Raw genomic sequence first — 23009 nt, forward strand, 5'->3', positions numbered from 1 at the left:
ATCCTCAGCGCTTGAGTTCAAAGATGTCGCTCGTGCCTCACCGCACGGTGGGTTCGGCGTCCATGGCCCGTCCGTGCATGATCTCGCCAGCCAAAATCTCCTCATGAAAAAAGATAGTCACTGGCCCCTTCACCGAGACCCATTCCAGTCTCCGAGATCAGGATGAAGCGTCCCAGGGTCCCAGTGCCATCGACGATGTTATAGAGATACCGGCTGCCGTCTGGTGAGATGGATGCCACTGTGAGCCTTGCACTATCATCGAAACCTTCAAGGCGCAGGATATCAGTGTCAGCAGACGAGTAAGGCTTACCAGCACCCTCAAAGTCCAGGATGGTGTCGACTGTGCCGTCGGTGACGTCGGCTGCAAAGATCGTGAAGGTGTCATTGCCGTTGCCGCCGGCAACATTGTCCTGTCCAGCTCCGCCGCGGAGGACGTCACGTCCCTCGCCGCCATTGATGGCGTCATTGCCGCCCATGCCGTTGATCGCGTCGTTGCCGGCACCACCGACCAAGCGGTTCGCAGCCGCATCACCGCGGATCGTGTCATTACCCGGGCCGCCAACCACGTTCTCGATGCTGGCGAGCCGGTCCTGGCCCCCTTGACCGTCCTGGCTGACTCGCGCCGCAGCGAGATCGACCACTACCTGCTGAGTGGCGAGTATGTAGTCGGCGGTGTCGCTGCCTTCACCACCATCGAGCGTATCGTTGCCGGCAGCACCCCGCAACGTGTCGTTCCCGGGACCACCGAGCAGTACATCATTGCCGCCCAAACCGTTGAGCGCATCGTTTCCACCACCACCATTCAGTCGATCATCATGGTCGGTTCCGCGCAGGTTGTCATTCCCCTGCGTGCCACCCGGCGTGCCCGTATTGCCGCCAATCTTCAGGCGTAGCACCGAAGGATCGTGGTCGCTGGTCTGGGCAGCGAATTCCGAGTTGATATGGACGATGTCGTACTCCGCCACCTGTCGCAGCGCGTCGCTGACCAGGATATGGTCGAGGGACTGGGAATTGCCCTCGAACACATAGCCGTAGCGCTCGTCCTCGGGCAGCGTCTCGACCTGATCGTTCAGCACCCGCTCACCGCCGGGGACGAGGGTCGCCGTGGCGGCGATCGGGTCATCGCCGGGAACATCGTATTTCTCGATCCGGGTGAGTCCTTCCAGGACGCCCAGCGGCTCCTCGAACTCGAAATCATTGAGATCCCCGGCGACGACCACCTTGGCATTGCCATCAGCGGCCAGGAGACCATCGACGAAGCTGTTCACCGCCTGGGCCTGCGCCGCCCGCTGCACCTCGCCACCGTTGAAGGGTGGCTTCTCTTCACTCAGCAGGGCGGCACTGCCGCCCTTGGAGGTGAAGTGGTTGCTGAGAACGGTGAGCGTCTCGCCGTTGAAGGTGAAGTCCGCCGCGAGCGGCACGCGCGACTGATAGAATGGATTGTCCGGGTTGGTCGCCTGATCGGCGTAGCTGCCGGGCTCGGTGACGGCGCCGCCATTGGCAGCCACGGTCCGGAGTGACGTTTCGAAGAGGTCGACGCGGTCGGTGCGGTACAGGAAGGCGTTGCGGATGTTGCCGCCCGGCTCGCCTCCCACCGCGTCGTCGTTAACGAAGGGGTTGTCGACGAAGGCATACTCCACGCCGCTCGGCGCGATGGCATTCAATGCCTGAACGAGCTGGCCCAGCGTCTGCGACGCAGAGGTGATATCCGAGTTGGCCGGCCCGTCGCTGTCCTGAATTTCCTGTACCGCAACGATATCCGGCGCGCCGAGATTGTTCAGGAGCTCGGTCGCGATCGTGGTGAAGCGTGCTGGGCCGTCGCCAGGATCAAGGTTCTCGGCATTGTAGGTGGCCACGGTCAGGCGGCCGGCGCTGCTGGTGAGCGCAGTGGTCTCGCGCTGCAGGGAGCTCGCCGCCGTCACCTCGAAGGCTTGGGTCGGTACCACCTGATACTGGCCGAAGTCGTAGTTGACGATGCCGGTCACATCGGAGATGCGGGCCCCGACATCGACGGCCGGTGCGCTGAAGCCGGGCAGGACACCGGTATCCGGGTCAAGCTGGAACCGCTCAGGGTTGAAATCACCCCCAGCTGTGTTGGTGTCACCGAAGCTGGGCGTCCCGCCATCGATGTTGAGGGTACCGCGCGCGGAGAAGCCAGTGCCATAAGGCTGGCCATCCGGGCCGGCCACGGCCGTGTAGATCTCGCCGAAGCCGTTCGTAGGCGCGACAGCGGTTGGCCCCGCGAGCGTGACCAGCATGCCCTCCAGGCTCTCGAAGAAGCTGGCGCCGGCTGTCAGGTCTTCGGTGGGCGGCAGTCGCCCGGCAGTGCCGCCAATCAATGTGGTCGTGACGCCGATCTCCGGAGTGGCATCCACCACGGTGTAGGCGTTGGTCCCTGTCGCCACGATCTCTGTGGTCGTCAGGCTACCTGCTGCTGCGCCGGAGGGAAGGAATTCCTCGACTGTTCCGGTTACCTCAACCAGCTGACCCACCTCCACGGCGGGCACCACGCTGGTGAATACGAACACCGCGTCGGAGGTTGCGGCATTGCCGTCGCCGGTCGGCGATTGAAGATAGAAGCCGCGGCTGCCATTGGTGTCGATGGCCGTGACGATGCCACGGGTGGTGACCAGTTGGCCATCGAAGCCGGAGCGTTGCCCGGTACCCTGGATGGCGGAGATTTCGGTCAAGGCGGGCGGTGCAGGATCCTCTGGGCCCTCGCCGCCGGAGGGGCTGAAGGCCTGACCGCCATTAGGCGCAGCTGGCGTGTCGTCGCCCGGCACAGTCCAGCTGAAATCAGAGTAGGCGCGACCGATCCCCGTGAGCTGGAGCGACTGGCCGGCCGGCGTGGAACCGGTTTCCGCAACGCCGATATCGGTGCTGGTCAGGCCATTGGCGGGCCCATTTGTCGCGGTCAGCCTACCTTCGTAGCTGAGGAACTGGACCGTCTGGCCGGCGGCATCCACCAAGGCGACTGCGTCAGGGGCGCCATTCTGGATACCGTCGATCGGGAAAGTCAGGGCGAAGGTGCCGAAGCCATCTTGTTGGTCAGGGATGACCCCTGACAAGGCGCGGGTGCCATAGGCTTGGCCATTGGAGCCATTGTACAGAACAAGGCTCCAGCCGGTGAGATCGGTGCCTGCAGCGCCAGCAACCTCGATGAATTCGCCAGAATCTGCACCAGCATTGTCATAATGGATCTCATTAATCCAAGCCATGTGTTCCGCCCTGAAGATTTAGTGGTCCTTAATACTGCCTGGAGCGGTGACAGCACGTGATGGTGCCATGACATTGGCCTTGCGAATGAGATGGTGCCGTGTGGCGACGACGGCTTCGGAGGATATGTTTATATTTCGTAACAAAAAGTGGCCATGACGGGAGTCGTCAGCCTCCGGGGCAGGTCCGGATCGGCATGCTGGTGGCCGGCTTCGGCGCGCTGTGCGCGGGCGCCTTGCGTGGGATGGTCAGAAGGCGCTGCCCCCTGCGGCAGGCGGGGCTACACCGTCGGGATGGTTCCGCCGTCGATGACGTATTCCGCACCGTGGATGGCGGATGCCCGGTCGGAGGCGAGGAAGGCGACCAGCTCCGCCACATCCTCGGGCCTCGCGGGGCGGCCAAGGGGGATTCCGCCGAGCGCCTCCAGGATGCCCTGGCGGGCGGCCTCCGGCGTGCCCCCGCTGCTGGAGGCGAGCCGCTGCACGAGCGCATCCGCCGCTTCCGTGTAGATCCAGCCAGGCGAGACGACGTTCACCCGCACGCCCTTCGGCCCGACCTCCTTCGAGAGTGCCTTGCTGTAGGTCGTCAAGGCGGCTTTCGCGGCGGCATAGGCGGTTGTTGAATCATGCAGCGGCAGGCGGCGCTGGATGGACGCGACGTGAATCACCGTCCCTGCGCCGCGCGCGATCATCTGTGGCAGGAGCAGCCGATCGAGCCGGACCGCCGGCATCAGATTCAGGTCGAGCTCGGCGCGCCAATGCTCCTCCGTCAGGGCGGCGAAGCCCCCGCCCGGTGCGGTGGAGCCGCCGAGTACATGCACCAGCACATCGACGCCGCTGAGGCGCTCCATGGCCGCGTCCGCTAGTGCGCGGGCTCCTTCCGGACTCGTGAGGTCGGCCACCACGAAGTCGGCGCCCACGTGATCCTCGGGCCTATGTCGCGCCGCGGTCATCACCCGAGCCCCCGCGTCCAGGAAGTGTCGGACGGTCGCGCGGCCGGTGCCTTTGCTGCCGCCCGTGACAAGGATGCGGCGTCCCTCCAGCTCAGCGTGAGTGCTGTGCAAACGCATCAGGCGATCTCCAGCCTGGCGATCGCGCCGCCCTGAAGCATGAAGCTGAGTGTGAAGCGGATCGGGCTGCCGGGGAAATCGCCTTCGGTCAGGCCGTCCACGACGATGCGTCCATCCTGTTCGCGCCAGGCCTTTGGGGTGAAGACGGCCCGTCTGGCGATCGTCGCCGACTGGATCCAGGCTCTGATCTCGCCAGGACCCAGGTGGCGCCCGCCATCATCGCACACCACCGCATCCGGGGCGAAGGGCGCCAGCATGCCATCCGGGGCGAGTTGGGCATTCGCCGCGACATAGGCTGCGATCGGTGCCGGCAGATCATTGGTCATGGCAGTTCTCCGCGGTTTCCTTGCTCCGCCGTGAAGCTGTTTCTAAGCTGACCGAATGACAAGAACGGACAGAAATGTAAGGGACTTACCTTCGGGTAAGCGTGCGTCCTACACGCCGGAGACGGCCGCGCAGGGCGTGCAGAACGTTATCAGGGTGCTCGAGGGGCGATGGAAGCTGGTGATCCTGTTCCAGCTCTTCGGCGGGCAGGTGCGGCGCTTTTCCGATCTCGAGCGGGCCATTCCCGGCGTGTCGCAGAAGATGCTGATCCAGCAGTTGCGCCAGCTCGAGGCAGACGGCGTCGTTGCCCGCATCGTCCATCACCAAGTGCCGCCGAAGGTGGAGTACCACCTGACCGATTGGGGGCAGTCGCTGTGCCCGGCGCTTGATGCCCTGCTCATCTGGGCGGAATGCGCGCCAGCCGAGCGTCGCCCACGGTCCGTCGAGGCGGTTGGGCCCATGGGCTGACAGTGTGAGTAGAAACGCCGTTGCGCCGCATGCCCTTGCGGGGAGCTGCTTGTGGAGACCGACCGAATACGGGTGCCGCTTGTGGTGGCACGCCCGACGCCTTCACCTGCCCGGCGTCGAACCGCGCCCCGGCCAAGCATGAATCCGGCACCGGGATCTACCGGGTGCCGCATCATGACCGCAACGCAATGGCGAAGGCCTCCGCCACCATCTCCTCCTCGCCAAGCTTGGCTCCGTATGCTGCCATCTGCTCCAGCTCGTCCGGGGTCAGGCTCTGGCGCAGCACCGCCTGCAGCCGATCATGGACAGCCTCCGAGCCGAAGCTGCGCAAGATGCCGCGCTGTGCGTGGCAGAACTGGACATAGCCGAAGAGCCGCCCGGCCGTGGCGAAGCTGCCCTCCATCGCGGCGATCAGTGCCAGCCTCTCGAGATTGGCGACCATCTCATGCGGCAGCCCCATAAGCCGGGCCGCTGCCAGCCTTTCCGCGACGATCGGGCGCGCACCGGCGATGTCGCCCTCCGCCAGTCGGTAGGATGCCACGGCCCCAGCGATATGCTGCACCCAGGCGGAGCGCGCCTGCGCTGGCCCGAGGGAGGCCAGCGCCTCCTGCGCGACCGCGATGGCCTCTTCCATCCGGCCTGCGGCGCAGTGGAGCTCGGCCATGCTCCCCAGCGTCAGGGCGATGTCGCGCGGGCTGCGGAGGCGCTGGGCGATGGAGAGCGCCTCCTCCAGGTCCGCGCGCGCCGTGGCAGGCTGGTTGCCGCGCAAACGGAAGACGGCCCGGGCCCTCAGGCAGGATACAAGGGCCTTGCTCGCCTGCTCACCGCGGAGCAGGTCTTCGGCCTCGTCGATCAGGGGGCCGGCGGCGGCGAGGTTGCCCATGAGGGCGTGCTGCCAAGCCTGGCGCCATAGCGCACGCCCAAGGTCGACCCGGCTGCCGGCGGCACGGAACAGCGCGACTGCCCGGCGCGCGGCGTCGAGCGCCTGGGCACCCCTGGGGGAGACCCACCCACAGCGACCAAGCCACAACCGGCCCGCGACCTCGGGCGGGGTCGCCTCGTCGATCCTGGAGATCGCCAGGTCGAACCAGTCATGCAGTTCGCCCGTCAGGGAGAGTTCGGCCCAGACATGCTCGGTATGGCTCGCCAGCTCGACGCCGAGGCGCTCGTCGCCGTCCGGCCCGAAGGCCCAGGCCAGGCCCACCCGCAGGTTCTCGATCTCGGGCGCGTAGAGTGCGAACCAGTCGTCGTCGGCCATGAACGGCCAATCCGCCTCGGCCCGCTCGTAGGCCTTCACCAGCCACCGCACCAGGCTGCGCCGCGCCTCGGCCAGGCCGGACGCGGAGAGACGCTCGGCGGCGTAGTATCGCGTCGAGGCCAGCAGGCGGTAACGCGCCTGCACCCCTGTCAGGTCTGCCTGGACCAGCGACTTGTCCACCAGCGCGGCGATCAGGCCGCAGACCGCGTCCTCCCCGGATGCGCAACCCGCCAGGAAGGCGGCAGAGCCCGCAGTCCAGGTGCCGCCGAAGACTGACAGCCGCAGCAGAAGCGCGCGCTCCAACGGCTCGAGCCGATCGAGGCTCCAGCCGATCGTGGCCCTGAGCGTCTGCTGCCGCGCCAGCGCTGTCCGCCGCCCGGCGGTGAGCAGCTCGAAGTGACGCTCCAGCCTCCCGCGAAGCTCCGTCAGGGTCATGGCCTGCAGCGCCGGGGCGGCGAGCTCGATGGCGAGCGGGATGCCGTCCAGGCGCTGGCAGATCTTCATGATCTCGCCCGCCTCGGCATCGCCCGGCACGAACTCGCCGAGCGCCGCGCAAGCGCGCTCGACGAAGAGTTCGCTGGCGGGGTAGTCCGCCAGCCGCTCGGCGGTGATCGCAAAATCGGGTGCCGCCGCGCCCAGAGGCTGCAGCCGGTGGAGCCGCTCGCCCTCGGCGCGGAGCGGCTCGCGGCTGGTCGCCAGGATCACGATGCCGGGGCAGCCTCGCAGGATCGCCTCGGCGGCGTCGGCGGCGGCACGCACCAGGTGCTCGCAGCTGTCGAGTACCAGCAGCCCGCGCCGGCCGGCCAGCGCGGCGATCACGACGCGGAGCGCATCCCCGCCGCCGACATCGACACCAAGGCCGGCGGCGATCGTGGCCGCAACGAGGCGGGGGTCCTCCACCGGGCCGAAATCGGCGAACCAGGCGCCGTCCGGGTAGCAATGCCGGATGCGGTCGGCGGTGGCCAGGGCGAGCCTTGTCTTGCCCACGCCGCCGGCCCCCACGACCGTGACGAGGCGCGCATCGCGCAGTCGCGCCTCCACCCGGTCGAGGTCTCCGTCGCGGCCGATGAGCTTCGTCAGCGGGCGGGGCAGGTCCCCCGGCCAGGGCGTGGCGCCCGCCGGACTCGGCGTCTCCGCTTGGGCCGACGGCGGGAGGGAAGGGGCGGGCAGGGGTCGCCACCCATCCTCGGCTGGAATTTCGGTGACGGCGGCGACGAACCGGTATCCCCGCCCGGACAGCGTCGCGATGATGCCGCTGCCGAGCAGCCGGCGCAGGCCCGCGACATGGACGGTCAGGTTCCCCTCCTCCACGACGCGGCCGGGCCAGACCAGATCCATGAGCTGGTCCTTCGAGACGACACGGTCGCGTCGCTCCACCAGGGCGAGGAGCAGGTCGAAGGCGCGCCCGCGGATCGGGACCTCCCTGCCCTCGGCGGCAAGGATGCGGCGGTCCGGGACCAGGCGAAAGGGCCCGAAGGCGAAGGCTTTCGCGGTCTCGGCCATGGCGACGCTCCTCCATTTGGAAAAATTTGCATTTCTTTGCTCGGCGCGGCCATGCGCTGGCCGCCATCATCCATCGGACCGCAGACTACACGCGGCGGGCGTGACCGACCCACCCCCAGCCAGGGGCGGAGGGGCAAAGTGCACCCTGGACGCCCTCTGCACGGCCGCCGGGCCAGGAACGAGCCCTGCTGCGGGCGGCCCGACGCGGCATCGCAGGTTCGGAAAATTTGGATCTATTTGGCGGGAGGGCCAGGACTTCGAGCCGCCGGAGCGTGATTCTTCCCTCGGTCGTCGCCCAATGGCGGCGCGCCAGGCATGGGAGATGCGATCGTGGGCACCCATCCCGCGCGGCGTGGTTTTCTTCGCAGGGGTGGCTTGGCTTCGGCTGCCGCGGCCGGGCAGCCGCGCAGAGTGGCGGTGAAGGCCGCCAAGGACTCCCAAGACCTGCGCGATGCTCCCGCGCGGCATCTGCACGACACATGCGGATGTCGTGCACCCAAGCCTCCACGCAAGCTGAAGGCGTCGTCGCTGACCGCCCGCTTCCCACCCCCTCAGATAGGAACCCCTGCTATGTCCGCCACCCGCCGTGATCTCGTCGCATCCGCCGCCGCCGCTACCATTGTCGCCACCGCTGCGCAGGCGCAGCCTGCCGGCCAGGGTCCTGGCCCGCAACCTGCCAGGAACGTCGTGCTCGTGCACGGCGCCTTCGCCGACGGCTCCGGCTGGCGTGGCGTCTATGACGAGCTGACCGCCCGGGGCTACCGCGTCAGTATCGTCCAGAACCCGCTTACCTCGCTCGCCGACGACGTCGCCGCTACCCGCCGTATCCTCGACCGCCAAGACGGGCCCACCATCCTCGTCGGCCATAGCTGGGGCGGCACCGTCATCACCGAGGCGGGCGTCCACCCGAAGGTCGCAGGTCTCGTCTATGTCGCCGCCCTCTCCCCCGATGCCGGCGAGACCACCGCCCAGCAATATGAAGGCTTCGTCACGCCGCCCGAGTTCGTCATCGACACGCATGGTGATGGCTTCGGCTTCGTGAAGGCGGAGAACTTCAAGGCCGGCTTCGCCGCCGACACCAGCGACGCCGAAGCGGCATTCATGCGCGACTCCCAGGTGCCGATCGCCATGTCCGCATTCGGTACGAAGCTGTCCCAGGCTGCCTGGCGCAGCCGGCCGAGCTGGGCGGTGATCGCGACCAGGGACAAGGCCTTCGACCTCCGCATGCTGCACCACATGGCAAGCCGCATCGGCGCCAGGGTCACGGAGGTCGCGGCCAGCCACGCCGTCTTCATGACCCAGGCGAAGGTGGTCGCCACCGTCATCGACGAGGCGGCACGCGAAGCCCCGCGCGCACCACGCTGACCACACCAACACCAGCCCGCATGCAGACAGCACCACAACCACGGCACCGGCGCCGCCTCGGTTGGCTTCGGGCGAACCGCTCGGGGGGGCGACAAGGGCGTGTGCATCGTCGGCTCGTGCGCGCCGCGTCCGGACGATGCCGCCCCATGCAAGAAGGAATTTCAGACCATGACCGATGCTGTTTCCCCTGAAGAGCGCGATTTCGCCATGCGGGCGCGCGACAACCAGTCGTGGCTGACAGCCAAGTTGCGGCCGTACTACGATTTCGTCGTTTGCGGAGCCGGCGCCTCCGGCTCGATTGTCGCGCGGCGGCTGGCGGAGAATCCAGAGGCCCAGGTGCTGCTGCTCGAAGCGGGCGGCAGCGACGAGGTGGAGTCCGTGCTCAACCCCGCGTTGTGGCCCACCAATCTCGGCAGCGAGCGGGACTGGGGCTTCCAGGCGGAACCGACCCCGCATCTGAACGGGCGGCAGCTTCCGCTGTCGATGGGCAAGGGGCTTGGCGGCGGCTCCAGCATCAACGTGATGGTGTGGGCGCGTGGACACCGCAGCGACTGGGATTTCTTCGCCCAGGAATCAGGCGATCCGGCCTGGGGATACGAGAACGTCCTCGACATCTACCGCCGCATCGAGAACTGGCAGGGCGTCCCCGACCCGCAGTTCCGGGGGACGAGCGGACCGGTCTGGGTACAGCCCGCGCCCGATCCAAGCCCGATCGCGCATGCCATGCTCGACGCCGCGGGCGAGATCGGCATTCCCACCTTCGCGCATCCGAACGGCCGCATGATGGAGGGCGAGGGCGGTGCCGCCATCAGCGACATGCTGGTCCGCGACGGCCGCCGCCACTCGCTGTACCGCGCCTATCTTGGGCCCTGGCTCGATCGGCCCAACCTGACCGTGCTGACCGGCGCCCTAGTGCGTCGCATCGTCTTCGACGGCCGCCGCGCGATTGGTGTGGAATTCCTGCGTGGCGGGCAGGTCACGACGGTAGGCGCCAGCGCTGAGGTCGTGCTGTCGCTGGGGGCGATCCAGACGCCGAAGGTGCTGATGCATTCCGGCATCGGCGACCGCGCGGAGCTGGGGCGCTTCGGCATCCCGGTGCTGCAGCACCTGGCCGGCGTCGGCCGGAATTTCCAGGACCATGTCTCCTTCGGCTGCACCTGGGAATATGCCGAGCCGATCGCGCCCCGGAACAGCGGCAGCGAGGCGACCCTGTATTGGAAGAGCCGCTCCGACCTCGACGCGCCGGACCTGCTGTTCTGCCAGGTCGAATTCCCCGTCCCGAGCGACCGGACGGCGGCGCGCGGCGTGCCGGCGCATGGGTGGACGATGTTCGCGGGGCTCGCACAGCCGGCCAGCCGCGGCCGCCTGCGCCTGCAGAGCACGGATCCATCGGCACCCGTCGCCATCGAGGCGGGCTTCCTGTCCGATCCGGCGGACATGACGACGGCGAGGGCCTGCGTCGAGCTCTGTCGCAGCCTGGGCAATGCGCCGGCCTTCCGTCCCTTCGTGCGGGGCGAGGTCATGCCGGGCGAGCTGAAGGGCGAGGCGCTTGACCTCTATATCCGCGATGCCGCCGTCACCTACTGGCACCAGAGCTGCACGGCCAAGATGGGACGGGACGAGATGTCGGTCGTGGACGGCACGCTGAAGGTCTATGGCGTGGACGGCCTGCGGGTGGCGGACGGCTCGATTATGCCGCGCGTGACCACCGGCAATACGCAGGCGCCTTGCGCAATCATCGGCGAGCGGGCTGCGAAGATGATCCGGCAAGCATACGGGCTGTAGCCACCTCTGGAAGACGCCGGAAGGCTTAGGGTCCCGATCTGCTGCGGAACTCCCGCGTTGGCCAACATCCCATTCGGCACAGGACCCGACCCGTCCACTCGGCGGATCTCCTGTTTCGCTACCGTGCGCTCATGCCTGCCGTGCCGATCAGCGGAAATCGCGGTCGTCGCGCAGCATGTGACGCAGGATGACGGAGAGTTTGCGCGCGACGGCGACGGTGGCCTTCTTGACCCCAACCCTCTTGGCTGGCCGGGTCCACCGGACGAGCTATTCCGCTGCCGGCCAGCTTGGGCCATGGCAGCTGAGCGCCCGGTAGCACAGCTGGATGGCTGGGCAGCTGTCCGGTTACCGGTGGGCAGAGACGGGTGAAGCGAAAACTATGTCCCTCGATGATAAAAGGCGTCATGGCGGAGGCTTTCGCTGCAATCTCCTTGAGCCAGGCAAGTCAATATTAGAATTGCAGCGATGTCGTTGGACATAATCGACGAGTGCGCGAAGCTTGGGCGCGACGTTCCGGCGGTTCGGGTAGTAGAGGTAGAAGCCCGCGAAGGGCGCGCTGAACTCCTCCAATAAGGGCACGAGCTCGCCTCGCTCCAAAAAGCTCCGGAACGTGTCCGCCATACCGAAGGTGATCCCAGCGCCGCTGAGCGCCATGCGGATCATGAAACCCATGTCATTGGTGGTGACCTCGGGTGCCACGTCGACGGCGAATTCCCGCCCACCTTCGGCGAACTCCCAGCGATAGGGTGGGCGGTGAGGGGCCGGGCGCCAGCCGATGCAGCGATGCCGCGCCAGGTCGCGCGGGTGTTCAGGCCGGCCGCGCTCCGTCAGGTAAACAGGCGAGCAGACGGCGAGCTGGCGCTGATCGTCCGAGACGGAGACGGCGATCATATCCTGCTCGATCACCTCGCCCAGACGCACGCCCGCATCAAAGCCCATCGCCACGATGTCGCTATCCTCGTCGGTGACGAGGATGTCGAGCTGTATCTCCGGAAAGGCCCGGGCGAAGCCGGCGAGAAGGGGGCCGGACAGGAAGGTCTCGGCGATGGAAGACACGGCGATGCGCAGCTGTCCGCGCGGCGGGCCGCCGAGGCTGCGCACGCCCTCCATGGCTGCGCGCATCTCGGCGATCGCGGGGGCGATGTCGGCGCGCAGCCTCTCGCCGGCTTCGGTCAGTGCGACGCTGCGCGTGGTCCGGTGCAGGATCGCCGCGCCGAGTGTTTCCTCCAGCCGACGGATTGACTGGCTGACGGCGGATCGGGTGACTCCCAGGCGGTCTGCAGCGGCGCGGAAGCTGCGTTCCTCCGCCACGGTGGCGAAAACGGCAAGGGCGTTGAGATCGGACCGCATTGTCCAATTATACTAACCAACCTGTTGTCGAGAAGGCGGATTATCAGGCCAATCTGGAACACCTAGTTTTCCCCCGCCGGCCGAAGCCGCGACCCCTGCCAGTAGGGAGCGGGATCGTGGCCGGGCAGATGGGAGAAGCCACCATGGCTCTTGAAAAGGTTGTTCTTGTCACCGGCGCCTCCAGCGGCATCGGGCTCGGCATCGCCAGGGAACTCGCGGCGGCCGGTGCGACGCTGGTGCTCGGCGCCCGCCGCACGGAGCGCCTGGACGCGCTGGCGGAGGAGCTTCGTGGCACCGGCGCCCACATCCTGACGCGCCATCTCGACGTGACGGAGCGTGGCAGCGTCGAGGCCTTAGCCCAAGCGGGACGGGAGGAGTTCGGCCGCGTGGATGCGATCGTCAACAACGCCGGGGTGATGCCGCTGTCGCTCATGGCCTCGATGAAGGTCCAGGAGTGGGAGCGCATGGTGGATGTGAATATCAAGGGCGTGCTCTACGGCATTGCCGCCGTGCTGCCCGAGATGACGGCGCGCGGCTCGGGCCATGTCGTCAACATCGCCTCGGTGGGCGCGCTCACCGTTTCGCCGATGGCGGCGGTGTACTGCGCCACCAAATTCGCTGTGCGCGCGATATCGGACGGCTTGCGGCAGGAGCGCGACGATATCCGCGTCACCTGCATCCATCCGGGTGTGGTGGAGAGCGAGCTTGCTGGCACGATCACCGACCCCGCAGCGGCGGAGGCCATGAAGACCTACCGTGCCGTTGCGATCCAGCCGGACGCGATCGGCCGCGCTGTACGCTTCGCTCTGGAGCAGCCGGAGGAGGTGGACGTCAACGAGATCGTGGTGCGGCCAACCCGGGCGGCGCATTGATGCGCGGCCTCGGCGCAGCGGTGGCGGTCCTGGCCATGGGGCTTTCCAACCCCACGGCCGCAGAGCAGGACGCGGCGCGGCCAACGCATCCCTATGTGGGCATGTGGGTCAGCGATGACGGGCGGGTGCGGCACGAGCTGCTGCCGAACGGCCGCTACGACGAGGCGCGTGGCAGGAGGGAGAGCGCGTATCGGGGTCGCTACGAAGTGACCGGCAATCACATCGAGTACTGGGACGACACCGGCTTCACCGCCGATGGCGACTTCGTCGATGCCGATACCCTTCATCACGGCGGCATGGTGCTGCGCCGGCGGGTGCAGCCGAGCCGTGCCCCGTCGCCGCCTTGATCACGCGGCGCCTCTGTTCGAACAGTCCGGACTGCGGATTCCTACAATAAGGGAGATGATGTCATGGATCTGAGAAGCTTGGTTCGGCCGTTCGCGGGGGCGGCGCTGGCGCTCGCACTCGCTGCGGCGCCCGTAGAGGCTGCGGGGCCCGCAAAGTCCCGCAATGAGGAGATCGTGCGGCAGGCCTTCGAGGGATGGAGAGCGGGCGACAATGTCTTCACCGCACTGCTCGCGCCTGATGTGGTCTGGACCATCCATGGCTCCGGCCCAGTGGCGGGGACCTATCGGAGCCGCGAAGATTTTGTCGAGCGCGCGTCGCGTCCCCTTATCAGCCGGCTCGCAACCCCGCTCGTCCCGCAAGTTCACTATATCTGGGCGGTCGGCGACACGGTCATCATCCGCTTCGAGGCAAGTGCCACAACCACCTCGGGTGGTGCCTACAGCAACCAGTTCGTGTGGATCTTCCGGATGAGGGGCGGTGTGGTCGTGGAGGCCGAGGCCTTCCTCGATCTCGTCGCCTATCAGCGGGTCGTGGATACAAGCGAGCCGCGCAGGCCTTAATGGAGTATTCCTTGATCTCCCGCACACAAGATTTGCTATTGAGCGCGGGCAGGTGGCGTTGGACGAAACCCGAAGGCGAGACCCGCTGAGGCTACCCCGTGCCTCAACAACTCCTTCCTTATAGCCGAAGCCGGAAGCGGAGCCGCTGCTTCCGGCCACGCCAAGCTATAACGGATGAATCTGAGCGGTCTAATTCCATCTCCGCTCACGAGGGCGAGCCGACGCTCGGGCGATAGCCTGCCCGCTGCATTCCATCCAATTCAGCCGCAAAAACGAGACTGACCGGCGGCATAGAGACCATGCCCAAAGATTTGGGGAGCCGCTTTCTCTTGCGATAGGGTCCGCTTACCGTCCGGCTCCCCAGGCAACAACCAGAATCGCTGCAGTCAGGAGCAGGGCAATAGTCACCAATGCGAATGGCAACATAGCCCGATAGGCCTCGCGCTCGCGGCCTGGGGTGCCCGCAAGGCTGCAGGCGATGGCGATGCGCACAGGCGAGACCAGGTTAAGCGACAGTGCTGCTGCATGCTGAAGTGCAATGGCAGCTGCAAGGTGGAGACCGGCTTCGACTGCCAGATTGACCTGTGCCGCCATGAAGAGCCCGTTAGCGGCGTTGCTGCTGTTGGCCAGCGCGCCATAAACGGCTGAAACAACCGACATCAGCACGACCGCTGTACGGCCAAGCGTGAGGAAAAGGCCTTGGGCAAGGCCGGTGGCAATGCCTGAACCGGCCAGGATCTCTGCCATGGCGGAGAAGGTAAAAATGCTCAAAATGGCAAGGCGCCCGGTGGTCCAGGCAGCCCGAACATCTGTCGGAAAGATCCGGGCCTGTCCCCGAAGCAGCCCGGTAAGGATTGCCGCAACGACAAGCCAAGTCCCGGCGTGGAAAAGCGGCGCCCAAGCCGGTGTGCCGGCGAAGGGCTGCAGGCGTCCGGCCGCCAGGAGAAAACCCTCCAGTGGCGCGAACAGCCGTGTGGCCGCCAACCAGCCGATCAGAACGCCAAAGGGCAGCATCCGGCGCAGCATTCGGCCCAGCGCGCGACGGTTTGGACGTTCATCCACCAGGTAGCGCAGTGCGATCATCGGGCCATAGGCAGCGAGCATTGCGGTCTCTGGACCCAGCAAGGCGGTTGCGGTGATGACAAGGGCCAAGCTGGCTCCAAGCCAGAGAGCTTCGCGGAGCCGCTCGCGCCAGCCGGCAGTGAAGCCGGCCTGATCGGCCAGGCGCCAGTAGAGCGCCAGCCAGGCGATGTTGAAGGCAACAACCAGGACGCTGGCATGAACGGCAAGCGTGGTCGGGTCGGTGCGGGCCAGGGCGGCGGCCATGATCGTACCACTGCCCATCGCACCCCACAGGATCATGGTTTGGCTAAGCAGGGAGAAGACGAGGAGGTGCACCGGCCCAACCTGGAGCCGGCGCACCAGCGCCATAGTACCGATGATACCGACACCGAAACCCGTGGCCGCTTCGGCGAAGGGGCCAATAAGAAAGCAGGCCGCAAACAGAAGCCGTCGTCCAGCGCGAACGTCTGGCAAGGCACCCGCGGCCGGCAGGGCGGCGTCGGGCCGCATCGCTATCTGCCAGAATAAAACTCCGCCCAGGATATAGGGAACGACGACCCAACCAATCCAGATGCCCCTCGCCAGCGAGACAGCGGCATCCGCGAGTTGGAAACTATGCGGTGCAGCCGTCAGGGCAACGGCGACCGAGACGCCAAGGCCAAGCATCGATGCGACGAGCGTGCTGGCCTTGCCGCTCATTATGGCGCCGATCACGACGAAGGCAGGCAAGATCCAAACAAAATACATCAATGGATGGTCTGCCTTCTTGGTTGGGCATGTCCTGCCTGTAAGAACCCGCTTCATTACGGCTTTGCCAATCGTCTGAGAAGGACGGTGGCAGCGGCGAGGACGAAGAAGGTGACGGCGGAACTGGGCGTGGCTTCATGATCGCGTGCGAGGTGGCGACATCGCCCTCTTCGGCGAAGATGCGCTCGATAACCCAGTGGCGGGGCTGCACGGCGAAGCCGCGCTGGCCGGGCTTCGGCTGGACGAGTTCAAGGCGGACCAAGCGCAGGAACCAGCGCAGCGTCTGCCGGGGCGGAAAGTCGCGTGTTTGGTGTCGCCAGGCACAGCCGGTCCGCAGCACACAAAGCACGCCGTCGAGCAACGCCAGCATCGGCCAGCGTCGTGGTCGGCCGCAGGGCGCCGGGGCGGGCAGGAACGCTTGCGCGATCTGCCACTCGGCATCTGTGGGGCAGGTTGCATAGGGTTGGGACCGATGAGCAAGTTCGGCCCGGGCGGCGGGGTGCCCTATGGGCAGCCTCGAAAGACGTCAGACGCCTCTCGAACGCTGCGGACCGCCGCCGCTCACCTCATCTCAGATCCACTCGGTCCCGTTCCAAAGCGGGCTCTCAGTCCACCGGCTCTCCACCACAGGTTACATCATCGCCCTTTATGGTCCGCCTTCGAGGGCACGCCGAATCTGCTGCTCCTCAAGATCCAGCTCCTCGCCCAGTGCTCGGTGGGCCTCGGTGTCCATTGTCTCGCTCCGGTCAGCCAGCCGCTCACGCGCCGCAGCGATGGCGACGAGGCGCAGGCGCTGCTGGGCCTCCAACTGGCCGCTCTTGGTCTCAAGGTCCTGCCCCTCGATGCTCGCCCGTTCGGCGCGGACCTCGTACTCCTGTACCAGCTCGGTCGCGGCCTCCGTGTGCTCGGTGGGCTTCGGGCCGTCCAGATGTTGCCGGACAGCCTCCAGCGCAGCCGTCGCAATCTCTGCCCGGGCCTCAGCCGTTTCGGGCTCGGGAAGCACGCTTTCCTCCTCTGTGACGCCGAGGCGCCCGACAACCCAGCCCAGGGTCGTACCCTGGATCACCAGCGTGACGAAGATCGAGCAGAAGGCGAGGAACAGGATGATGTCGCGGCCCGGGAAAGCTTCCGGCAGCGCGAGCGCCGCGGCCAGGCTGACCACGCCCCGCATCCCCGTCCAGGCGATGACGATCGAATGGCTCCAGGGCGGCATTGGGTCGCGCTCCCGCAGGTTTCGCGACAAGGCACGGGGCAGCCAGGCTGAGGCGAGTACCCAGACGAAGCGGCTCACGATGAGGGTTGCCGACACGGCTGCTGCCAATATTGCCAGCTGCTGGAAATTATCCTCCGCCAGGCGTGCGGTGATGCCACGCAGCTGTAGCCCGATGAGGATGAAGACGAGGCTGGTCAGGGCAAACTCCAGGAAACCCCAGACAGCGACCAACTCGATCCGCGTGCGCGCGGTGAACTCGGCATGCTGCTGCCGCCCCAGCACCAAGCCGCAGGCAACGGCTGCAAGCACGCCGGAGGCATGGATGACCTCGGCGGCGATATAGGCAGCGAAGCCGGCGAGGATGGTGATCATGAGGTCGAGCAGGGTGTTCTCGAGATGGGCGAGTATCCACATCGCAACCCGACCGACGAGCCAGCCCACCAGCGCCCCGCCCAGCGCAACGCTGAAGAATTGCAGCGCGCCCTGCCCGTAGCTGACCGTTCCAACGCCGACGGCCGCGACCGCGAATTTGTACAGCACGAGTGACGAGGCGTCGTTGATCAGGCTCTCTCCCTCCAGCACCGTCACGATCCGCTTGGGCAGCCTGAAGCGGCTCAGGACAGAGGCAGCGGCGACGGCATCGGGTGGAGCCACGATTGCGCCAAGGGTGATGGCGGCCCACCAGGGCAGGGATGGCACGAACAGCTTGGCTACTACTCCGACCAGCCCGGCCGTGAAGAACACGGCCCCGATCGCCAGCAGCAGGATCGGGCGCAGGTGGCTGCGGAAGGAGGGCCAGTCCGTCCGGTAGGCACTGACCTGCAGAAGTGGTGGCAGAAAGAGGGCCAGCACGAGCTCGGGATCGAGCACGATCGTCGGCAGCCCCGGGACGAATGCCAGCCCCATGCCGCCAAGCACGAGGGTGACGGCGGCGGGAAGGTTCAGCCGGTCCGCGAGTACCGCGAGGGCGACACAGGCCGCAAGGAGGACCAGCAGAAGCTCGAAGACATGCATGGGATCAGCGTGCGGCAGGGCTGGCCCAGGCCGCCTTTCATCTGTCGAAGCATCCCGGCCACCACGAGAGGGCGGTCGGGATGATCATGTCAGGGAGAGGAAGGCATCCTATGGCGAGGGTGCTACCGGCATCGTGGTCGTGGCGCTCGCCCCTCTCGCCGCCGCCTCGAGGGCTAACAGCTCCTGGCGTCGTTGAGCGAACTGACGCTCCAATTCCGCCGCTTCCGCCTTGGATCGGTCAAGAGTCAAAGTTCCCGCATTGAGGTCCGTCTCCAGCGCCGTAGCCCGGCCCTCCAGCGACTGGACCCGGGCGGCCGCCTCCGCCGCACTGCGATCCGCCGCCGCTGCGCGCTGCGCAGCAGCCTCGGCTTCAGCCCGCCGGTCTGCCACAGCCTTCTCGGCCACTCCCACCTCGTCACGCAACGCGGCCAGCCGCTGCTCGGTCTCTCCTACAGCCTGCTGCTTGCCGGCGAGCGCTGCCTCAGCCTCGCTGGCCTGCGCTCGCAGCGCGGCGACACGCTGCTCTGCCGTCCCGACTGCCGTGTTTGCCTCGGCAAGGCGTGCCTCTGCCGCAGCGAGCGCGACGCCGCTGGCCTCCACGGCTGCTGCCAAGCGGGCGCGCTCAGCCTCCACTGCAGCGACCGCAGCTTGGCGCTCGCTCAAGGTCGCCGCGGTGGCTTCGGTTGCACTACGCAGCTCGGCCAGACGACCTTCCGCGCCGGTCGCCGCGTTGAGCAGCTCGGCCACCCGGGCCTCGCCGGCCCGGACCCGCTCGGCTGCGGCATCAGCTCCACGGCCGGCTTCGGCCAGGCGTGCCTCCACCCCGGCCAGCGCCCCCTGGCGTGCGGCGAGGTCGGCCTCGGCGGCCGCAATCCCCTCACGCAAAGTCTGGACCCGGCTCTCCGAACCGGCGATCGTTGCCTCTCGGGTCGTCAAAGTCTCCTGGGCCCGACCGGCCTCTGCGACCAGGGCCGCAACGCGCCCTTGCGCCGCTTCTGCCCGGGCAGAGAAATCGGCCGCACGCTCTTCGGCCTCGCGTAGAGCAGCGGTCGCGGCGTCGCGCTGAGCAGTCAGCCGCTCAACCTCGCCTCGGCGCTCGGCCAGCGCAGCATCGGCTGCGGCAGCCTCTGTGCGGGTTTCGGCCAGAGCAGCCGTCGCGGCCTCGCCGGCCTGTCGCAATTCCGCGGCTCGCGCCTCGGCCGCGTCGGCAGCGGCCTTGAGCTCGGCGACCCGGCCCTCTCCGGCCGCGGTCTGTCGTCCGAGCTCCGCGAGGCGTGCCTCCGTCTGCGTCGTGCCGGCGGTGAGCTCGCGGCTTCGCGCTTCCGCAGCAGTAATCCGCTGCGTCAAGGCGGCGAGATCACCCACTGCCTGCCGCTCCTGCACCAAGCTGCCCTCGAGCTCCGCCACGCGTGCTGCACGGGCCTGGCCAGCCTGCTCGGCGGCCTCCAGTCGGTTGCCACGGGACACGGCGATGGACCATCCGAGGACGAGCAGGATCAACGCTGCTCCTGCGGCACCGAGCACAGGCCAGGATAGCCCAAACATGCCAGCCGGGCTGACCATTGCAGGAGCCGGTGCCGGCCGGTCCCCTGGCGCTGGCGTCTTGTTCATCTGCTTGTCCACCATGGTCAGGAAGCTTTCAAAAGGGTCTGACACATCTGTGAAGCGTTCGGTGCCCACCAAGACACGTCAAAGACAGTGACCGTGATCATCTCGATGGTTGTTCAGCCACTCATGACGTCTTCTGCGCCATCACCGGGCTGCAGATTGGCCCATGGAAGACGGCGCCGCCACATGCTGTGGCGGCGCCGTCTTCCTCCATCCTTGAACCGCCTCAGACGTTCCGCCGGCCGGTGACGGCATGGTAGACCCACAGCACGACAACCGCGCCGATCACGGCGACGATCATGCTGTACAGGTTGAAGCCGGTGATGCCAGCTCCACCAAGCATGTTGAACAGGAAGCCGCCAACGAAGGCACCGACGATGCCGAGGACGATATCGATGACAGCCCCTTGGCCGCTACCGGCATACAGCTTGCTGGCGATGAAGCCAGCAATAAGTCCCAGGACAAGCCAGGCAATAATGGACATGGGAGTGTTCTCCGGGCGGAGTGGGGTGTGGCGGGTACGTACCGTTCAGGCAGTGGCTCGCCCTGTCGCCACTGCGGGGGCGGTCTTGGTCATTAGCAAGCAGGGTGGAGACAGATTGCTCCGGTCTCCACCCCATCCAGCATTCGTCAGCGCTTGGTGGGATTGGCGCCGCTGACGTTGGTGCCCAGCGTCTTGTCGACCGCGCGGCTGGCCATCGTGCCGGGCGGGTTGCCCGGCGCGTCATCAGGGGCGGCGCCGGCAGTGCCGACACCCGTCCTCGCGCGGGCGGCGTCCGTCGTGGTGTCGTCGATATCCACTTCGGTCCGGCGGACGGTATCCTGCACCGTCTCGGTCCGCTCGGTGGCCTCCTTACGGATGACGACCTCGCCGGTGACGCGGGCTTCCTTGGAGATCACCGCCTCTTCGGCAGTCTCGGTGGCCTCAATGGTGCGGTCCTGGAACACGGCGTCAGCGCCGGTTACCGGGCGATCGACCACGCGACGCTCTACATCGACATGCTCCTGGTGCAGCATCACCTGCTCGCTCACCGGCGTCTCGACCACGTAGGAGCGCACCCGGACCCGCCCGCGCTCCACGTCGCGCTTGCCCACACGCAGGCTCTCCTCGACGATCGGGATCGCCTCCTCGCCGCCGACGCGGGCGGTCGTGGCGACCGCGGGCGCCGCCGTGGAAGCGGCAGGGGGCGTGGTGGAGCCGACGGCCGTGCCAGTGGCAGCGACACCAAAGCCGCTGGCGGACGGCACGCTGGCTACCCCGGCATCCGAGGCAACGGTCTGGGTGCCTGTCCAGCCTTCCTGCCGCCACTCGGCTTCGCGGGTGTCAAGGTCCACGGCGCCGTGCCCTTCGAGAACGTCCATAGCTTGGTCAAGCATGTTTTCGTCGACCGTCGCTGACACGACGACGGAACCGCGGCGCACGCCCTCCGCATAGGTAGTCCGGTCTTCGTCAGGCACGAAAAGATCCTTCAGCGACGCCCAAAAGCCGGTATCGCCGGACGCGGCGGCGGTACCGCCGGTTGTCGATGCTGCGTCGGCCGCATGCATCTGAATATCACTGCTGGTGATGCTGAGTTGCTGCGTCAGTTGCTGAACGGCGGCGTCTGCGTGCGCGCGATCGTCGAACATGGCGGTGATGGTTCGCGACATGATGGTTTCTCCTGGGGCTGTTGCTTCACTGCGTCGTTCCGGCGGGCAGGGGTGTTGCCCCTCCCGCTGGCACTTTGTCGATCGTGGCATGCTGGGTCCGCGTTCGACGGACCACTCCACGGCGTTCTCGCCCCCCTGACGGATTTGGGGCGCCTTGCTCACCTTCCTGCTCGGACGCATTTCCGCCAGCAAGGTCACTCGAGGGTGCGGCTGCGTCGCCGTTGTACCCTCTCGGGTACTGCAGTCAGGCGACGTGCCGGGTGCTCCGGAACGTCAGCAGGTCGCGGGTGCCACGGCGGGCACCAAGAACTGCGGCAATGGCGCCCAGCAGCATGATGCCGAAGACCGAGAAGGCGGCTACCGATGTGCCGGAAGCGGCCGTGTCCGCAGCGCGGCGGGCGGTTTCCTCAGCCTGGCGCGCAGCCTGGGTGGCCTGCTGCTCCGCCTGTGCAACGCGCGCCTGAGCATCTTGCGGGCTGATGTTGTACTCAGCTGCCACAAGCTGATTCAGGCGTTCGCGATCCGCTTGCGACAGCTGACCATCCGTTACTCGCTTGGTGACAAGCTGCCCCATCTCGGCCTTGCGCTGGTCGGACGTCATCGCGGCTGGATTGCCACCAGTCCCACTCAGCGCGCTCTGAACACGATCGGTGACGCTCTGCGCCATCGATTGCAGCGTCCCAGTGCTCGTACGGTCGGCAGCCTGCTGGCCGGCGGCCGAGGCCACGGAACCCGCACCTGATGCGACACTGCCCAGCAGGCTGGAAGCGCCGGAAGTAGCGGTAGAGGCGATGCCGGACACGAGGTTGCCCAGCAACACAGCGGAGATCAGGAAGGTAGTGCCCCACACGGCCAGGCCGTGCAGCGTGCCATCAGTGTTGTCGGCGGTGCCGGACAGGCGCGCGGCGACGTATCCGCCGACTGCGAGGCCGATGAGGTTGGACACCAGCAGCCAAGCAGCCGCACCGATGCCGAAGGATGATGCAGAAGGTGTTCCGCGCGCCGCAGCATCGACCGTCGTGGCACCCACGCCGGCGCCCAGGGCGTTCAACATCAAGCCAATGGTGAGTGCCACGACGGCGCCGGCGATCACTGCGCCCCATGACATGCGCGAGGGCAATGACGGGGCGCCCTCTGGAAGAACCGTGGCGGCAGCGGCGTCGTCATAAGTGCCTGCTGTTGTTCGAGTCTGCATGTTCAAAGTCCTCTCTGTAAAATACGAGGTGGAAACATCGCCGGTGTTGGCCGATACGCTACGCATCTCGACAGGACGCGCGTGTGGAACCGGCCCGGCAGACGCCGGACCGTTGAGTTTTCCTCGTATCGTTGTTGGGTGGCTATTTTCCGGTGGCGTTTCGAACAGCGGCTTTGGCATCACCGGCGGTGTTCTGGACCTTGCCTTCGGCCTTCTCTGCGGCACCCTCGGCCTGGGCCTTAGTGTCGCCGGTGAGCTTGCCGATGGCCTCCTTGATAGAGCCCTTTACCTGCTTGGCCGTGCCCGCGATGCGATCGCTGTCCATCTGGCCTTCCTTCAGGGCGCCTTTGACTGAAGCCAGGATCGGTCAGCCACGGCGCTGCCGGCATAACTGCATGGCGT

The 23009-nt window shown here is 66.9% G+C and carries 18 protein-coding genes and 1 pseudogene; 6 read left to right on the forward strand and 13 right to left on the reverse strand.

What is annotated here, in order from left to right; all coding sequences use genetic code 11:
• Nucleotides 1–101 precede the first annotated feature (101 nt).
• From BLR02_RS23700 to BLR02_RS23710, 3 genes are all read right to left on the reverse strand, one after another.
• On the reverse strand, nt 102–3218 hold the full coding sequence (locus BLR02_RS23700; protein WP_090664869.1) for an endonuclease/exonuclease/phosphatase family protein: 3117 nt from the start codon (nt 3216–3218) through the stop codon (nt 102–104).
• A gap of 278 nt (nt 3219–3496) precedes the next feature.
• Nucleotides 3497–4285 carry an SDR family oxidoreductase gene (locus BLR02_RS23705; protein ID WP_090569122.1) on the reverse strand — a complete coding sequence of 263 codons (789 nt, stop codon included), beginning with the start codon at nt 4283–4285 and terminating at the stop codon, nt 3497–3499.
• The gene (locus tag BLR02_RS23710; protein ID WP_090569125.1) at nt 4285–4611 is read right to left on the reverse strand and encodes a nuclear transport factor 2 family protein; all 327 of its coding nucleotides are present in this window, start codon (nt 4609–4611) and stop codon (nt 4285–4287) included. The genes BLR02_RS23705 and BLR02_RS23710 overlap by 1 nt, the downstream gene beginning before the upstream one ends.
• 136 nt (nt 4612–4747) lie before the next feature.
• Here BLR02_RS23710 and BLR02_RS23715 point away from each other — a divergent pair, with 136 nt between their 5' ends.
• Entirely contained in the window at nt 4748–5077 is a 330-nt protein-coding gene (locus tag BLR02_RS23715; RefSeq protein WP_218127549.1) for a winged helix-turn-helix transcriptional regulator, read from the forward strand.
• Nucleotides 5078–5249: 172 nt separating this feature from the next.
• Here the strand turns inward: BLR02_RS23715 and BLR02_RS23720 are convergent, their stop codons facing one another.
• Nucleotides 5250–7838, reverse strand: a complete 2589-nt coding sequence (locus BLR02_RS23720; RefSeq protein ID WP_090664870.1) for an ATP-binding protein — start codon at nt 7836–7838, stop codon at nt 5250–5252.
• A 570-nt stretch (nt 7839–8408) separates the two neighbouring features.
• On the opposite strand from BLR02_RS23720, the gene BLR02_RS23725 reads away from it, so the two are divergent.
• Entirely contained in the window at nt 8409–9203 is a 795-nt protein-coding gene (locus BLR02_RS23725; protein WP_090664871.1) for an alpha/beta fold hydrolase, read from the forward strand.
• Nucleotides 9204–9302: 99 nt separating this feature from the next.
• The gene (locus tag BLR02_RS23730; RefSeq protein WP_245704926.1) at nt 9303–10988 is read left to right on the forward strand and encodes a GMC family oxidoreductase; all 1686 of its coding nucleotides are present in this window, start codon (nt 9303–9305) and stop codon (nt 10986–10988) included.
• A gap of 402 nt (nt 10989–11390) precedes the next feature.
• Here the strand turns inward: BLR02_RS23730 and BLR02_RS23735 are convergent, their stop codons facing one another.
• On the reverse strand, nt 11391–12338 hold the full coding sequence (locus BLR02_RS23735; protein WP_090664872.1) for a LysR family transcriptional regulator: 948 nt from the start codon (nt 12336–12338) through the stop codon (nt 11391–11393).
• A gap of 143 nt (nt 12339–12481) precedes the next feature.
• Between BLR02_RS23735 and BLR02_RS23740 the strand changes: the two genes are divergently transcribed.
• From BLR02_RS23740 to BLR02_RS23750, 3 genes are all read left to right on the forward strand, one after another.
• Nucleotides 12482–13210 carry an SDR family oxidoreductase gene (locus BLR02_RS23740; RefSeq protein ID WP_090664873.1) on the forward strand — a complete coding sequence of 243 codons (729 nt, stop codon included), beginning with the start codon at nt 12482–12484 and terminating at the stop codon, nt 13208–13210.
• Nucleotides 13210–13557 (forward strand): Atu4866 domain-containing protein, encoded by a 348-nt coding sequence (locus tag BLR02_RS23745; RefSeq protein ID WP_176849774.1) that lies wholly within the window; start codon nt 13210–13212, stop codon nt 13555–13557. Before BLR02_RS23740 ends, BLR02_RS23745 begins: the two co-directional genes overlap by 1 nt.
• A gap of 63 nt (nt 13558–13620) precedes the next feature.
• A complete protein-coding gene (locus BLR02_RS23750) occupies nt 13621–14118 on the forward strand; it encodes a nuclear transport factor 2 family protein (protein ID WP_090569150.1) in 498 nt (165 codons plus the stop codon).
• Between the two features lie 345 nt (nt 14119–14463).
• On the opposite strand, the gene BLR02_RS23755 is transcribed toward BLR02_RS23750, so the two are convergent.
• From BLR02_RS23755 to BLR02_RS23790, 8 genes and pseudogenes are all read right to left on the reverse strand, one after another.
• A complete protein-coding gene (locus tag BLR02_RS23755; protein ID WP_245704927.1) occupies nt 14464–15909 on the reverse strand; it encodes an L-lactate permease in 1446 nt (481 codons plus the stop codon).
• A 74-nt stretch (nt 15910–15983) separates the two neighbouring features.
• A pseudogene (locus BLR02_RS23760) lies at nt 15984–16435 on the reverse strand (transposase).
• Nucleotides 16436–16573: 138 nt separating this feature from the next.
• Nucleotides 16574–18154 carry a Na+/H+ antiporter gene (locus BLR02_RS23765; protein WP_090664875.1) on the reverse strand — a complete coding sequence of 527 codons (1581 nt, stop codon included), beginning with the start codon at nt 18152–18154 and terminating at the stop codon, nt 16574–16576.
• Nucleotides 18155–18262: 108 nt separating this feature from the next.
• Nucleotides 18263–19654 carry a coiled-coil domain-containing protein gene (locus tag BLR02_RS23770; protein WP_090569155.1) on the reverse strand — a complete coding sequence of 464 codons (1392 nt, stop codon included), beginning with the start codon at nt 19652–19654 and terminating at the stop codon, nt 18263–18265.
• A 334-nt stretch (nt 19655–19988) separates the two neighbouring features.
• A complete protein-coding gene (locus BLR02_RS23775; RefSeq protein ID WP_090569159.1) occupies nt 19989–20246 on the reverse strand; it encodes a GlsB/YeaQ/YmgE family stress response membrane protein in 258 nt (85 codons plus the stop codon).
• Nucleotides 20247–20392: 146 nt separating this feature from the next.
• A complete protein-coding gene (locus BLR02_RS23780) occupies nt 20393–21412 on the reverse strand; it encodes a YsnF/AvaK domain-containing protein (protein ID WP_090664876.1) in 1020 nt (339 codons plus the stop codon).
• A 244-nt stretch (nt 21413–21656) separates the two neighbouring features.
• Entirely contained in the window at nt 21657–22787 is a 1131-nt protein-coding gene (locus BLR02_RS23785; RefSeq protein WP_245704928.1) for a hypothetical protein, read from the reverse strand.
• Nucleotides 22750–22932: a CsbD family protein gene (locus tag BLR02_RS23790; RefSeq protein ID WP_090569170.1), complete on the reverse strand. Its 183-nt coding sequence runs from the start codon at nt 22930–22932 to the stop codon at nt 22750–22752. Before BLR02_RS23790 ends, BLR02_RS23785 begins: the two co-directional genes overlap by 38 nt.
• Nucleotides 22933–23009 lie beyond the last annotated feature (77 nt).

This window comes from Belnapia rosea (assembly GCF_900101615.1).
Taxonomy (GTDB): Bacteria; Pseudomonadota; Alphaproteobacteria; order Acetobacterales; family Acetobacteraceae; genus Belnapia; species Belnapia rosea.